The sequence below is a fragment of the Parabacteroides sp. AF39-10AC genome (genome assembly GCF_003635405.1).
GTDB classification, from domain to species: Bacteria; Bacteroidota; Bacteroidia; order Bacteroidales; family Tannerellaceae; genus Parabacteroides; species Parabacteroides distasonis.
This window is the reverse complement of sequence record NZ_QTLP01000036.1, coordinates 17,346-33,356: the sequence shown is the minus strand read 5'-3', so window position 1 is coordinate 33,356 and position 16,011 is coordinate 17,346. Positions and strand designations below refer to the sequence as shown.

The window sequence follows — 16,011 nt, the reverse complement described above, 5'->3', positions numbered from 1 at the left end:
TTTCATATAATCCTCAGAGAACTCTGAATAGTGATTACTTTTTCAGTACCCTCTGGTCAAACAGATGCTTTTTTTGTTACTGAGCATGAATACATATTAGTTTATCGCAAGACTGACCAATTTATTTGGCAAGATGAAACAGTTGCTATTTCTGAAGATACTTTCAAATATATGGACGAGAGAGGTCGATATAAAATTACTCCATTAGAAAAATGGGGAAGTTCGGCTCACCGAGAAGATAGGCCAAGTATGTATTTTGCTATAAAAAGTCCAGATGGTAAGGATTATTTCCCAGTTGCACCTGATGGTTTACCAGGACGGTGGAGAGTGGGGCTTGAAAGGATGAATCGTTTAATCATGAATGATGAAATAGATTGGAGAAATGGTAAGCCACAGGAAAAAACGTATTTTACATCAATTTCTGATAAAAGAAAAGTAAATAAATCGCGTAGCATTTACTATAATATTGGCGAAACTGGCGAGGGGACCAAATTGCTAACTGATATTTTTTCGCAAAAAGATATTTTTGGTAATCCTAAACCATTAAATCTTGTAAAAGATTTGATTTCGCATAACAATCGTGATTCTACTATACTCGATTTTTTCGCTGGCAGTGGTACAACCCTCCATGCTACCATGCAACTTAATGCAGAAGATGGAGGACATCGTAAGTGTATCCTTGTAACCAACAATGAAAACAATATCTGTGAAAATGTAACTTATATTCGTAACAAACGAGTTATTCAAGGATATACGACTCCTAAGGGAGAAGAAATCCCTGGACTTACAGGTAATACGTTGCGTTATTATAAGACAGACTTTATATCGAGAGATCAAACACCTCGGAACATGCGAGCATTGGTTGCAGCCTCTACCGACTTGCTTTGTATAAAGAATGATATTTACAAGGAGGCCAAACTTGCAGGACGGAACATCAATTCGAAGATTGCTCGCTATTTTGAAGAAGGCGACAGCCGTATGCTTATAATTTATGATGAACGAGCTATATCCGCCATTGCAGAAATCCTTGAAATGGTTGAATCCGGAAAAGAGAAAATCAAAGTATATGTATTTTCTCCGAGTAGTTATGCTTACGATGACGAATTTGAGGAGGTCGCGGACAAAGTACAGCTTTGTGCATTGCCGGACGCTATTTACCAGGCTTATCAGAAAGTCCTGCCTAAACGTCGCCCAAAATTCCTGCCGGAAGCAATGGAAGAAGCAGAGCAAAGTAATGATTCTGAAACCGGATTGTTTATGAGAGAAGCATAAGGAAAGGATTGATAAAAAGGAAAGAAAAATGAAAAATATACAATATCAACAGAAGGCTGTAAGTGAACTGGTGGAAAAGACCATCGGGTTACTTTCTCTTAGCGGAAATCGCCATACGCTCGTGTTCAAAGCACCAACTGGCAGCGGAAAGACAGTTATGGCTTCTGATATGCTTATGCGATTGAACGATGAATTGACTGAACGTCCAGATGCACCGTTCACTGAAGTGGCATATATTTGGATTGCACCAAACAAACTTCATGAGCAGAGTTATTTCAAGATGAAAAACTATTTTACGGAAACGAAAATTCTGCGTCCCATGATTTATGATGAACTGGATCATTCAATAGAAGGATACATACATCCCGGAGAAATTCTGTTCGTAAACTGGGAAAGCATCAATAAAGACAATGCTGTGATAGTACGTGAAACAGAACTTTCGGCTTCACTATACGATATTACCCGCCGTACACAGGAAGATAATGGTATTCCGATAATAGTAATCATAGACGAGGAGCACATGTTCGGAAGTCGCAATGCGAGAAAATCGGAAAAAGTGCTGAGCAACATCTGTCCGAAAGTGGAAATCCGTATTTCAGCCACACCTCTACCGGAATCAACCGCAAAGGCGGAAGAACAGGTTACGGTTCCACGAGAACGTGTTATTGCAGAACAGATGATCAAGGAAAGTGTCATTCTGAATCCGGCACTGGAGTTCAATCCGATGCTTGGTACATTGAACCAGCAACTTATCAATCTTGCTTTGAAAAAGCGCGAAGAACTGGCGGATGCCTATCGGAAAGAAGGTGTGGACATCAATCCTTTGCTCCTGATACAATTGCCAAATGATGGGGAGGCAATGACTGGGGATGATAATTCGGTCAAAGAGGAAGTTCTGACCTATCTTGACAGCATCAAAGGAATCAATGTGGCAAACGGAAAGCTCGCAATATGGTTGAGTAACGAGAAGACTGACAATCTGCAAACAATAGCCAATCCTGATGATATAACAGAAGTTTTGTTGTTCAAACAGGCCATTGCTTTAGGTTGGGATTGTCCACGAGCAGCCGTATTATTGATATTCAGGAAGATAGAAAGCTTTACTTTTTCAGCTCAGACTGTAGGTCGTATTCTCCGTATGCCTGAACAACGTTTTTATCAAAATGATATGTTGAACAGAGGTTACGTCTATACAAACCTCAGTAAAGATATTATTGAAATCGTAAAAGACGATATGGACTATCTGTCGTCGCTCCATGCAGTACGTAGGATGAACCTGAATAACGTATCGCTTATTTCAGAATACAATGAACGCACATCCGCTGACCGTAATCGTTTGGGATCTGATTTCAAAAAGATTCTCATGGAGACTTTTGAAAGAAACTGGCTTGTAACGAATTTTATGCCTTCATTGTTTACTGCGGCAGAACTGGATGGGATACCGGAAGAAGAAATAAGTGAGGAAGACCGGGTAAGTCAAACTTATAAAAACCGTAAAACCGTAGAAGATAAAATCAATTTTAATGTAAAGAGCATTGGGATTGAGATTGTGGAAGACCTGAGTATTACAGGAGAAGTAGGTCAGACCATGATTCGCAATAAAGCAAAATACGTGCGTACCATGCAGGAACTTAATGCTGCTTATATGGCTTTTTGTGCAAAGATGCTTGGCAGCGGCTATGAAAAAGTCAGCATAAAGACTTTAGCCGTGGCTCTTCTGGAAGTTATGGAAGATTTGTTTGAGCTGTTTGAGAGCGAAGCAATCAAAGTCATACTATATCATGGAAATCGTCCTAAGTTTGCAGATATTATAGAAAGAGCATTGAAACAATATGCTATTATCCTTCAACGTCGTCGTGCCGCATATCGTGCAAAAGGATACGTGAAATACACATGGGAAGTTCCTGCAGACAGATTCTACAAGGAAGACACGAATAGAGTGTGTCCAAAGATAGAAAACCATGCGTTGATGCCGTATATTCAAGAAAACAGGGTATCTTCACCCGAGCAGAAGTTTACTGCGTTTTTAGAGGAAAACAAGGAATATATAGACTGGTGGTACAAAAACGGAGACTCCGGTAAACAACATTATGCCATTAGCTATACTAATGTAGATGGTAATAAGGCATTGTTTTATGTTGACTTTGTGATACGAATGAAAAACGGCCAAGTATTTCTGTTTGATACCAAGAGTGAAGACAGTGACAAGAATGCTCCATGCAAGCACAACGCTTTGATTGATTATATCCATAACGAGGAAAATGCCGACAAGCACTTGAAAGGCGGCGTGATAATACAAACTAAAAACGGGGAAAATTGGAAATATTGCCCGATGAAAATAGAGAACACAACAGACATATCAAGTTGGGACAGTTTCCATCCCGATGAATATAAAGCATAACGGTTATGGCAAAAGGAATCGACCCTAAATTTGTGCATTACGGCATACGCAAGGATGACCTTGCTACGATTGAAGCCATTTGTGAAGCCGACAATATTGACTTCGATTGGCTTAGCGAAGAAATACTAAAAGCATATCACGCCAAAAAGGTGGATGTGATAGAAATGAGTGACAGCGATGCGGAAGAGATAATTCGCGCCGCCATACAGAAAGTACGTCAATAATGAATTTGAAGCCATGCTCATACAAAAAATAAAGATAAGTAATTTTAAGACCTACCTGTCGCTTGATCTTGATCTGACGGTAGATGATGACCGCCCGATTATACTTATCGGCGGTTCTAATGGCGGTGGAAAGACAACTCTGTTTGAAGCAATAAGCGGTGCGCTTTATGGACTTAAAATAGAGAGTAAGGAACATTTTATGGAGTTGCTCAATCAGGGAGCAATAAACAAGGTGAAACCGGAAATCAGTCTGCAAATAACATTTGTAGGCAAAGTGTTAGGGCAGCAACAGAAGTATATCCTGAAGAGAATATACCAGTTAAATCCGCAAGGCCGTCCGCTTGAAAGCGTATCCCTGAACATGAACGGAAATATGTATGTGTATGGCACTATGACTGCACCGAAAGAAAGAGTGCGTGCAGAACAAGAAATCAGTAAAATCATCAAAGCCAATCTGCCACAGGAATTGAGCCAGTATTTTCTGTTTGATGCCATGCAGTCAAGTGAACTGCTGAAGAAAAACGTGTTCCAGCAGACCATCCGCGACAATTTTGAGAATGTACTTGGATTCAAGAAGTATTTACAACTGAAACGAGCATCTGAGAAATTGCAGCAGGAATGGGCACAGCAACGATTGGAAGCCGAACAGGAAGCCAAGGAATACAACAATCTGTGTAGTCAGAAAGAAGGCCTTGTGGCTGAAATGAACGCTTGTCTTGCCGAGCAGGACAGGCTGTATAAATATATGGCATCGGTCGAGGACGAATATCAGCGTGCCAAAGAAGGAGCGCAACAGGCCATGAACCTGAACAAGCGTATTCAGGATGTTACCGGGAAAATCCGGGCAATAACCGATGAAGCTGCCGATTATGCCGAGAATCTGAAAACATTTATCGAGAATATCGAGATAAATGTCTTCCTGCCTAAGCTGGCATCCAATCTTTCACAGGAAATCAACAACATACTACGCGTAAAAGAACAATTGTTGAAACAGAGCACAGGTGCCTATCCGATAGAGACACTCCGTGATGTGACGGCAAAGATTATAGATTACCTGAAAGAACTGTCTTTGTGCAGTCAGGCCGTTGACGAGGAAAATGTGGTTGCTCACATGGTCGCCTTGCAGAATACCACCAACGCACAAGACCCATACGACTATCTGGATGATGCAGAAGTTGAAGCCCTGAATGAATTGCCGAAGAAAGGAGGAGGAAACCAGTTCGTGACACTTGACAGGAAAAGGCAGGACATGGAAATACAGCTTGCCAACCTTGACAATCTGCGGACAGAAAAGCGGACGCTTGAACAGACACAGGCAGGTGGCAACAATCTTCTTATAGCCAATTATGAGGATGCAAAACGAACCGTCGAGAAATTGAAGATTCAGGAAGACAGCTTTAAAAGCGAAATACTACGTCTGGAGAAACGGATTCATCAGTATGATGTGCAGATTCAGCAAGAACCGGACTTGAAGTTCGACACACTGGTAAAACTCCGTCCATTCTTCGATAAGGTGGCTGACAGCCTGCTGAAAAAGAAAAAGGCTCAGATTGAGACGGAAATGCAGTCGCAGCTTAACAAACTGCTGGTGTCTTATAAAGGCCATGTCGCCCGGGTGGAATTGTCCGATAGCATGGAGAACTTCAACATCCGGTTATACCATAGTGCAGGTAATGAAATATCTTTGAATCAGCTTAATGCGGCTTCCAAACAGATATTCATACAAGTGCTGCTGAAAGTGTTACGCAATCTCGGAGACTACAATCCTCCTGTAATGATAGATACTGTTATGGGTGTGCTTGATAACGAGAGCCGTGACGCATTGATGGAAGAATATTTCCCGCAGTTGGCTGAACAGACCATTCTGCTGTGCACGACATCGGAAATCCGCACGGATAGCGATTATGTGAAACTGGAACCATTCATATCTAAGACCTACACCCTGCACCGTAATGTAGAGGAACAGAATACGACAGTAGCGGAAGGTTATTTCGGGATATCCCTAAATCAGTAAAGACCATGAGTATAATAAACTTTTCAAATACCCGCCAGATGGAGGGACTGCTTGACGAAATCAGTCAGGTGAAGGATCTTATCGAATCCAAAATCAACTTGTCTCGTGTAGCCGACAGAGAAAAGCGTGTAAGCCTGACACTCAACAAGGTGATGCGCATCTGTTTCATAGTAGGACTAAGTGTTACCGTAGAGCGCAAGGAAGATGACTTCAAGGACATCCAGCTTTCCACCTCTTCAGCTCGCATTGTGCCAAGTTTCTTCACAATGCACGATTTGTCCACATTATATTCAGCCTTGTTGAAACTTCGCTATGCCAATCTGAATATCGACTGGTCACAGAATGCCACAGTTTCACGTATCATTGCAGCAGAAATGTTGCGCGGAAGAAATTACTTGTTGGAAGAGAACAATCTGGATTCGTTCCTATATGCAGTAAACAACAAAGTGGCAATGGCAAAAGACATTCCGGTGCTCAATCTAATTATCGGTAACTATGGTGATGCTGAAATGGAAGCAACGCTTGATATCAACAGTCGTAATATTACCAACTCGCAAATTATCATAGCTGGTGCAACCGGTTCAGGCAAAACCAACCTCTTGGCAGTCCTGATGCAGCAGTTCCGGGCCTTGTCCTCGGAATCACAATATCCTGTAAACTTCCTGTTGTTTGACTATAAAGGCGAGTTCAGTGATATCCAGAACAATCATTGGCTGTCGCATTTCGATGTGGACCGAAGTTGTATTTTAGATCCCATCGAACATCCCCTACCATTCACACCGTTCAAGGATTTCTCAGGTCGTCCTATCAATGAGATAAATCTCTATTCATCGGAAATGGCTTCAGCCCTCTGTTCGATAGACAGGGTTTCTGCAAGTGCCAACATGAATAACCGTCTGAGCGAAGCCATAGTAGAGGCATACAAGAAGACAGACGGAGCACCTATTACGTTCTCAATGATGTTGGAAGAGTATCAGGCAAAAATGACCGATCCTGCAAAGGACGACAGCATTTCATCCGTATTGAAGCAATTAGTTCGCGCAAATATTTTCGAGGAAGAAGACAAGGCTGATCTTATCGGTGATTGTTACATCATAAAGATGGACGGTTATCCAAAAGATGGTCCGATAGCTAAGGCTATCGTGTATTTCATCATATCCAAGTTGAATAACATATACGAGCAGCTTGAAAAGCAAGCCACTAACGAGGATGTTGTCCAGATTCGTCACTTCTCTATCATTGACGAAGCCCATTATATGCTTGACTTTGATAACCGGCCATTGCGAAACCTGATTGCAGTGGGGCGTAACAAGGGACTAAGTATTATCCTTGCCACACAAAATATGAGCAGTTTCAAAAGCAAAGGGTTTGACTTCTATGCTAACGCTCAATATCCACTCATAATGAAACAGCAGACCATCGATGATAAGGTAATCAAAGATTTGTATGGAGTGAGTGGCCAGGAATTGCAGGAGGTTCGGACAGCAATAGCCGGACTTCAGAAAGGCGAGTTGATAATTAAAGACCAGATGGCTTTTGCATTGGGTATGGGTAAAAAATACAAAAAAATCAATGTAACGCACTTGATATAAATGAAATATAAGCGCAGCAAATGATAGAAAGGATTATTATAAAGAATTTTAAGGGCATAAAAGAAGCTGATATCTCATTCCATGATAAAATTAATGTTATTGTAGGAAATAATGGTGTCGGAAAATCCACTTTGATTGAAGCCATTTCATTGACATTGGGACATGGAATAGGCCAATTGGAAATTACTCAGTATCTTTTCCATGAATCTACATGGAAGGATTTTGAATCGAATAAAGTCTTACCAGAAATTATTATTGAATTATATTTCAATAAAGATTTTCCTGCCGAATATTCAGGCAAAAACAATAGTCTGTCGATATTTTCTTCAGGAATCAGAGTTAGAATTGCATGTGACAATTCATACCTTTCATTATTCCAAGAACAAAAGGAACAATACAAACATATCCCATGTGAATTCTATACCATTGAAAGATGTTGGTTTTCTGGGGATAATGTCAAACAATTATTAGTACCTTATGTTCCGTGGATTATAGATTCATCGTCTAATACATTTAACAATAAAGCTAATCAATTGGCTACTCGCTTAATATCATATAAGCTATCAGAATCAGAACGAGTACAAGTTAAAGGTTGTTTGAGAACATTAAGAGAACACTTTGAGGGTAATACAAAAGTCAATGTCATCAATTGTTCCTTGAACGATAAAATCAAGGACATATCCCCAGATTTCAAACTGACTGTCGATTTAACAACAAAAATGGCATGGAATACAATCTTATGCCCAGTATTAAAAGAAATTCCATTTTCACAGATTGGTTTAGGAGATCAATGTATTATAAATACATTATTATCCATTGACCCATCTTCCAATGATGACAAGAAAAAGAAAATATTAATCATCGAGGAGCCGGAATCTCATTTATCACATACGAAAATGTATGAATTACTTAGCTATTTAAGTGGTTTTGACGGTCAAATGTTCGTTTCTACTCATAGTAGCTTTGTTGCAAATAAATTATCACTCAATAATTTAATTGTATTAGGGAAAAGTTCAGGTATAATTCAGAGTCAAAGGATTTCAGATTTGGAAGATTATGATTTTTTTGCAAAAGTTCCGAATTATCCAACATTACGTGTGGCACTTTGTGATAAGGCTATTTTAGTGGAAGGACCAACAGATGAAATGGTAGTATTGTATCATTTTATGAAAGAGTACCAATGTCATCCTTTTGCAAAAGGAATAGAACTTATCTCTGTCGGTGGTACAGTATTCAAACATTTTGCATTGCTGGGAGCAAAACTTAAAAAACGTATAGCAGTCATTACCGATAATGACAATCTGAATATTGAAAAATTAGAGACAAAAAGGAATCTACCACAAGAAGAAGTTGTTAGGTTATTTACGGAAAAAGATACATCATTACATACATTAGAGCCTGCATTTGTTAACGCAAATGTAGATAACTTGAAAGGACTATCTAAATTAATCAGAGGGGAAAATGTTGATAAAGAATCTGCGGAATCCCTTTCGGAATATATGAAAAAGCATAAGACAGAGTGGGCTCTGAAATTATTAGAAGATGAATCTTACAATTTCAATGTTCCTCAATATATTATGGACGCTATAAATTGGTTGATTGATGGGGAGAAATAATATTTGCTATATTGCATCTGCTGGTGCAGGGAAAACCACTAAAATTGTAGAAGATGCTGTAAATAACTCAAATAATGACTCTACAAAAAAAATTGCAATCATAACATATACACAAAATAACCAAGCTCATATTCGAAATAAACTTGCAAGTCATAATTTAGGTTATAAAGTCGTGGTTATGGGATGGTTTGAGTTCTTGTTAAAGCACTGGATAACACCATTCAAAACCACTTTGTTTCCACATTTAATAGACACCCACTTAGGAGTGTCATTTGTTAATGGAAAATCAGGACTCAAATCCTATAATGAGAAAATATTTGCCACTTATAAAAAAGACAATTATCGTAAAAAATATTTAACAACAGAAGAGCATAAAGTATTTAGTGATAAGTTATCTGAACTTGCAAATGAATTGTATCTTAAAAATCCCTCGGAACTTACTGAAAGGTTAAATTCGATTTTTGATTATTTGTATTTTGATGAGTGCCAAGATTTTGTCGGCTATGATTATGAAATTATAAAGTTGATACTAACAAGAACAGGTATAACTTGCGTATTTGCAGGAGATCCGCGCCAGCATACATATTCAACACATACATCATCTAAATACAAAAAGTACTCTGGCGACATAGCTTCATTTATCCAAGATTGTGTAAATAAAAAAAATAAGCGCTATGTTACTATAGACGAAACAACTCTTGTAAAATCACATAGATGTCCGAGATGTATATGTGATTTTGCAAGTTTGATTATGCCACAATATCCCGAAATGAAATCAGTAAAAGAAAATTCTCAACAAGAACATTGTCTATTAATTAAGAACTGTGATGTTGGGAACTATGTAGATAGATTTAATCCAGTTGCTCTAATTTGGAATAATAAAGCCTTGAAAAATATCCATCCAAATATTAAGCAGAGATATAACATGGGAGAAGTAAAAGGCTTGGATTTTCCTAATGTTATAGTTTATCCAACAGAAAACATGTTGACATGGATAAATAATACAACTAAACAATTGGCTGATGAAACACGCGCAAAACTATATGTTGCTGTAACAAGAGCTGAAATTACAATTGGGATAATTGTACCAGATGATTTTTGTTTACCTTCTGAATCTATACTTCAATTTTGGAGTAACCCTGATTGAAATGTAATAATTATAATTGATTGCTTTGTTATTTCACGACTATTATATTAAAGACTTATTGATAATAAATATATTTCTTAAATGAATGTGATAACGGCAACCGGACAAATCTGGCGACAGAAATACGCTTCTCCCCGAGAAGGAAGATTTCCGTCGGCCACCGCAGGCCGTGAGGATTTGCAAGGTGCAGCTGTTATCCGTTACTTTCGCGGAACAATAAGCCGGAAGGTCAGGACGGACTGCAAGGACAAAGATATAAAAGGATTGAAAGACAGATATAAAGGGAGGCGATAAAAAGGGAAAAGGAGGATAAAAAAGGCAGATGCCAGCCTACAAAAGCCAGCCGGCCCCGGCAGGACGAAACACAGGAAAACCTGCCCGATCATCACGACCGGACAGGCAAAAGGTTAAATCAATGAATCACGGTCAGGCAGCCCTGACAGTATTTTCTTCTTCGGGAACTTCGGACTGCGGACGCTCGGCTTCCTTGAGTGCCTCGTCAATCCGCTGCTGCAATTCCTTACATCCCTGTTTCAACCGCTCCAGTTCTTCCGCCTTGCTCCACTTCCGGGCGGTGATTTCCTGCAAGGTCGGTATTTCGTGCTGTAGCATGGCTATCTGCTTCTGCTGCTTCTCTATCAAAGACGGCATCCTTTCAAGTGCGGCCTGCGGGTATCGTGCCGATTCGGCAAATCCCAACGGCAGGGCTCCCGACACGCCACAGCGGTATTTCAGTCCGCTTACGCCCTCTACAAAGAAAGCGTTACGGTCGAACGAGCCGGAAAGGGTGTACTCGCTGCGGACAAGCAGATTCAGCCCCATATAGCTGCCAATGGTACGGTAAGCCTCGCCCCTGTATGTCTTGGCTATGCGGTGCAGTTCACGGCCTGTCTCTTCCCGGGTAGCCTGCTGCAGATTGAGCAACAGCGTTTCCCTGTTGCCGCTATAGGATGCGATATACTCCATATCCTGCTCGACCTGCGCCACGATGCGCTCTGCCTTGCCGACAGCTTCCGTGTTGGCCGCAATCTTACGCTCCGCACGGATGCGCTCTTTCTTGAATATGGCCTGTTCTTTCTCCAGCTGCATGATTTTGTTGTCGAGCTTGGCCTTGTTCAAAAGGTCAGTATTTCCTGAAAGGATAGCCACGAACTCGGCAAAGTTCATTCCGCTGTCCTCGTCCATGCAGTCCTCGTCGATGCGGCGCACGGCAATAGTGCCGTTGTTTATCTGGTTGATAAACATCTGCTTGTTTTTGAGCAGGTTGAACTTGTAGGCATCCAAAGTCTTCTCTGTTCCATAGATGATTATGTCCACCACGTTACCGCCCCAGAGTTTCACGGTGTTGCCCTTGCGTACCGCACGACCGTTGCGCTGCTCCATGTCGGCAGGTCTCCACGGTATCTCCAGATGATGCACCGCCACAGCCCGCTGCTGGGCGTTGACCCCAGTACCGAGCATCGACGTAGAGCCGAAGAGGACACGTACCCTGCCGCTGTTCATGTCTTCAAAGAGGCGTTTCCTTGCCCTCTCCGTGGTGGCGCACTGGATAAACTGGATTTCATCAGCCGGGATGCCGAGGCGTACCAGCTTCTCCTTGATGTCGGTATAGATGTTCCACTCGTTCGGCTTGTAAGTGGAAAGGTCACTGAAGACAAACTGCGTACCCTTATTGGCCGCCGAGCGTACATAATAGTCATAGATGGTTCGGGCGCAGATGGAAGCCTTGTTACCTGCATCATCGCTGAACTTCTCACCCAAAAGGCGCATGTCGAGAGCCATCTTGCGTGCCACATTGGTAGCAATGAGCATCTTTGCCTTGTCGAGGTTGTCCGGCTCGATCGTATCAAGCCCGAGGTCTTCCCAGTTTCCACTACCGGCAAAGGAAACGAGGCGTCCGATCATTTCTTCCTGCTCGATTGTCGGCGCATGAGAGAGGAAGCGGACATTTTTCTCCGGCACATCAAGATGTATCATGTCGGCTGTACGGTAGTCGGTGATTTCACGCAGGAACATCGCCAGTTCGGGCACTTTGATATAAGTGCGGAAACGCTCCTTGCGCTTGATTGCCCCTGTCACGTTCAGCTCATAGTCGGCTGTCTTTTTGGTAAATATGGCCGCCCAGGCATCGAAACAGCTAATCTGCTGACGCTTGAGTTCACGTGGGCGCAAATACTTGAACATCACATAAAGCTCTGTCAGCGCATTTACCACCACCGTACCGGACAAAAAAGTCGCCCCAAGGTCACGGCCCGTTCGGTGCTGGATGTCACGGATGGCAAACAGCAGGTTCATCGCCCTTTGCGAGCCTTTTGTATTGCCGATACCTGCTACCCTGTTGTGGCGTGTCTGGAACATGAGGTTCTTGAACATGTGGCATTCATCGACAAAGATGTGGTCTATACCCATTGAATGAAAGTCCACGGTATCATCCTTGCGGTCGTCCAGCTTTTTACGAAGCTCTGACAGCTTCGCCTTCAAATTTTCCTGTCTCACTTCCAGCCCTTTCTGCATCTTGCGGCTACGGTAGCGCATGGTGGACTGTTCCAACACTTCAAGGCTTCGCTCCACATCGTAAAGCTCTTCTGTGAATATCTCTATCATGGTTTCCTCGGACTGCGGTATCTTGGCGAACTGGTCGTGCGTCAGGATGATGCAATCCCAGTTGTTGTTCTTGATTTTGGAAAATACCTCTCTGCGGTTGGCCGGTGTGAAATCTTCCTTGCCCGGGTACAGGACTTTTGCGTTCGGGTATGCCTTGCGGAACGTGTCGGCAATTTCGTGTACATTCGCTTTCAGGCCGATAATCAGAGGCTTCTGTACTAATCCCAGACGCTTCATTTCATAGGCCGAGACGCACATAATCATGGTCTTGCCTGTGCCTACTTCGTGCCAGCAGATGCCGCCGCCGTTCTGCTTAATCATCCAGATTGCGTCTTTCTGCGACGGGTAGAGTTCGTTGTACGGGAACTGCTCAAAGGAAAGCTGCGGAAAGGTCTGTGCCGAGCCGTCGTAGGCCGGACGGACATAGCAGTTGAAACGCTCGTTGTATGTGCGTACCAGTTCATCCCTGACTTCCAGAGGACGGGCATCGAGCCACTGGTTGAAATTGCTGCGGATTTCCTGTATCTTGGTGGCCGCTTCCTGAATGGCTTCCTCGTCGGGCACACGTACCTTGTCGCCGTTGCGATACACTTCTTTGGTTATCTCCGGCACTGTGTCATGCAAGGCATGAACAAACAGGTCTTCACCGTTGAAATTGCGCACGGAATAGGTGTTGTATGCTGCCGGGGAGTAACCTTTCAGACGCACTACATAGGTATCGTTGACATCAAAGTACATCACTTCGGCTTCCACCCCGAAAAGTTCTGCCGCAAAGTCGGCGTAAAGTTGCGGGTCAATCCAACGCTCGCCCATATTGATATCCAACTCTTCATAAGGTATCGGTTCGGGCGTTGCGTTCTCCAGTGCCTTGACGGATATTTCCGTCCATTGCTGCTGCCTTTCCGAAAGGTCGGGAATGCAGGAAACAAATTCCGTGCATTTAGCTATCACGTTGCCTGCAATGAACTTGCCTTTGTGTTCCCATTCATCCGTAACAGGATTGTAGAATATCTCGCCCTGCAACGCTGCGATTACATCTTCATCAGACAGGCTGGTAGAGCGCATGATGTAGTCCATTTCCACCTTGCCGTAGAAATTGAGGCTGCTTGCCAGCGCTTCCGACGGCTGTAGAATACGGTCGGTCGCAATCTTAGTGAAAGCCACAGGCTCACGCATGATGTCGGCCTTGACTATATCGCCGCCAAGCTGCATTTCGATAGTGAACACCTCGACACCGAGGCTGTCAAGCATGATAAACTCCTTGTTGTCGTTCTCATGGAAAAATCCCCATTTGGCTACAAAGGCATCATAGAGGGTGTTCAGCCGCTCACGTATGGCAGTCTGTTCAGTCTGCAAATCCCTTTCTTTCGTAGAAAGCAGGAAATACGCTTCACGGACAGGGAAATAGTCGGCTGCACGCTCCATATTGACCTTTCCCTCGTTCACCGGAACGAAATCCACGGCCACATCGGCATAGTGGCTTGATTTGCGGAACACGACCGTACCAATCTGCCCCTCGAACATTACCAATGTACCGCTTTTCATCCAGTCCTCGAGTTTTTCCGTGTAGGCTCTCCGTCCTCTGTTTACGGAGAGTGCGGTCGTCTCCTGCATCCCGAACAGCGACATCTGCACGGACGCTTCGCCCTGCTGTCCGAAAAGTATTTTGCGGAAATACCGGTCAAAGTCGTATTTGAGCAAAGCGGAAAGGTATTGTGCCATGGCCGCATCAGAGCCGAGCCACTGGTGTTTGCGTACATATTTGCCGTGCTGGTTCATCACGATACGGCTGTCGGTCGCCAGTACGGTCTTCGGCATGGAAAACAGCCTGTTGGCGTTTTCAGTCATCGTTCCGTTCATGTCGTACATTTCCTTGGCTACCTGCAAAAACATCTGTTCACGTGCGGAGAGTGCCGTCTTATTGGTATGTTTCTGGAATATGAGCAGGTCGCTGCCCACCTCGATACCGCTTGTCTGCATGAAAAGAGCGTCAGGCAAACGTACTGCGCTGATAAGGTCGGCATGGTTCACCAGATACTCACGTACAAACTTATTTCCTGCCGTGTCGGCCACACCTCTTGAAGTGACAAAGGCAAGCAGACCGCCCTCGGAAAGCAGTTCCATAGCCTTGACAAAAAAATAGTTGTGAATGGTCTTTGTGGCCTGTTCGTAGATACCGCCCTTTTTCCACAGGTCGGCATCGAAGACACGGAAGTTGCCGAAAGGAATGTTTGAGGCAATGACATCGAATTTCCGATGCTCCAGCTCCTGTGTGCCTATCGTTTCAAAGCCTGCCGTTACGGTGGTTGCGTCCTCATGCAGCAGCGAAAGTACAAGTCCTGTAATGGTGTCTTTCTCAAAAGCATAGCTGCGTGTGCCGGGCATGGCTACAGGCAGGAAACCGCCGATGCCTACGCTCGGTTCAAGAAAACTTTGCATCTGCAAGCCGTTGGCAGAAAAGGTCTTGTGTATCTGTGCCGCCACTGCGTCAATCAGGAATTGCGGCGTATAGAACGCTGTCAATACAGATGACTTGATGCTTTCAACAAGTGAACGGCAAGCTGCCTCGTCACCCCCTGCAAGTGTCCTTAACGCATCCAGCAGACGGTTCAAAAGCCCGGCAACCTCTTTGTCAAGCGGCTTGTCCGTACCCAAGTCCAGTACATCCTTGATACCGCCGAAACCTGAATACTGCGCCAATACCTGTTTTTCCTCTTGCGTGGCTGTCCTGCCCTGCGAGTGGATAGCTACTGCTGTCTCTATGGCCTTGATGTTGGCCGATAATGATGTCAATTTGTTGTAACCCATGATTTAACCTATTTTTTTATTTCCCTTTTTTCGGCCCGTTTGCGGCCGCAGGGATTATTTTTCTGCCTTGAAAGGTGGCGGTGGACATCCGCCATGGCCGGTAAGGAAAAATACGCTCGACAGCCGGAGAGGAAGATTTTTCCGAGACCCCACGGGCAGAATGCCGGCATTGGCAGGAATGGAAACCGGCGGTTACCTTTGCTGAAAAATCCAATCCCCCGAGGTCGCACGGCGGAGAACGGAAGAGCAGCTACAAGAGGGATGGATAGAAAAGGATTGAAAACAGGCGGATGGAAAAATAGAAAAGGAAGATCTGAGGTAAAAAAGGGACGG

General features: G+C 43.4%; 9 protein-coding genes. 8 read left to right on the top strand and 1 reads right to left on the bottom strand.

Annotated features, from left to right (window positions below; all coding sequences use genetic code 11):
* Positions 1 to 30 precede the first annotated feature (30 nt).
* From DW033_RS22180 to DW033_RS22145, 8 genes are all read left to right on the top strand, one after another.
* The gene (locus DW033_RS22180) at positions 31 to 1,272 is read left to right on the top strand and encodes a DNA methyltransferase (protein ID WP_233554290.1); all 1,242 of its coding nucleotides are present in this window, start codon (positions 31 to 33) and stop codon (positions 1,270 to 1,272) included.
* A gap of 28 nt (positions 1,273 to 1,300) precedes the next feature.
* A complete protein-coding gene (locus DW033_RS22175; RefSeq protein ID WP_005807161.1) occupies positions 1,301 to 3,673 on the top strand; it encodes a DEAD/DEAH box helicase family protein in 2,373 nt (790 codons plus the stop codon).
* Between the two features lie 5 nt (positions 3,674 to 3,678).
* Positions 3,679 to 3,897: a DNA modification system-associated small protein gene (locus DW033_RS22170; RefSeq protein ID WP_005807162.1), complete on the top strand. Its 219-nt coding sequence runs from the start codon at positions 3,679 to 3,681 to the stop codon at positions 3,895 to 3,897.
* Between the two features lie 13 nt (positions 3,898 to 3,910).
* A complete protein-coding gene (locus DW033_RS22165; RefSeq protein ID WP_005807165.1) occupies positions 3,911 to 5,911 on the top strand; it encodes an AAA family ATPase in 2,001 nt (666 codons plus the stop codon).
* A 5-nt stretch (positions 5,912 to 5,916) separates the two neighbouring features.
* Entirely contained in the window at positions 5,917 to 7,503 is a 1,587-nt protein-coding gene (locus DW033_RS22160; protein WP_005807168.1) for an ATP-binding protein, read from the top strand.
* A 20-nt stretch (positions 7,504 to 7,523) separates the two neighbouring features.
* Positions 7,524 to 9,119: an ATP-dependent endonuclease gene (locus tag DW033_RS22155; protein WP_005807170.1), complete on the top strand. Its 1,596-nt coding sequence runs from the start codon at positions 7,524 to 7,526 to the stop codon at positions 9,117 to 9,119.
* A complete protein-coding gene (locus DW033_RS22150; RefSeq protein WP_005807172.1) occupies positions 9,106 to 10,266 on the top strand; it encodes a UvrD-helicase domain-containing protein in 1,161 nt (386 codons plus the stop codon). The genes DW033_RS22155 and DW033_RS22150 overlap by 14 nt, the downstream gene beginning before the upstream one ends.
* Positions 10,267 to 10,347: 81 nt before the next feature.
* The gene (locus tag DW033_RS22145; protein ID WP_005807174.1) at positions 10,348 to 10,560 is read left to right on the top strand and encodes a hypothetical protein; all 213 of its coding nucleotides are present in this window, start codon (positions 10,348 to 10,350) and stop codon (positions 10,558 to 10,560) included.
* 132 nt (positions 10,561 to 10,692) lie between these two features.
* Here DW033_RS22145 and DW033_RS22140 read toward each other — a convergent pair whose 3' ends face one another.
* Positions 10,693 to 15,678, bottom strand: a complete 4,986-nt coding sequence (locus DW033_RS22140) for an N-6 DNA methylase (RefSeq protein WP_005807176.1) — start codon at positions 15,676 to 15,678, stop codon at positions 10,693 to 10,695.
* Positions 15,679 to 16,011: the final 333 nt, after the last annotated feature.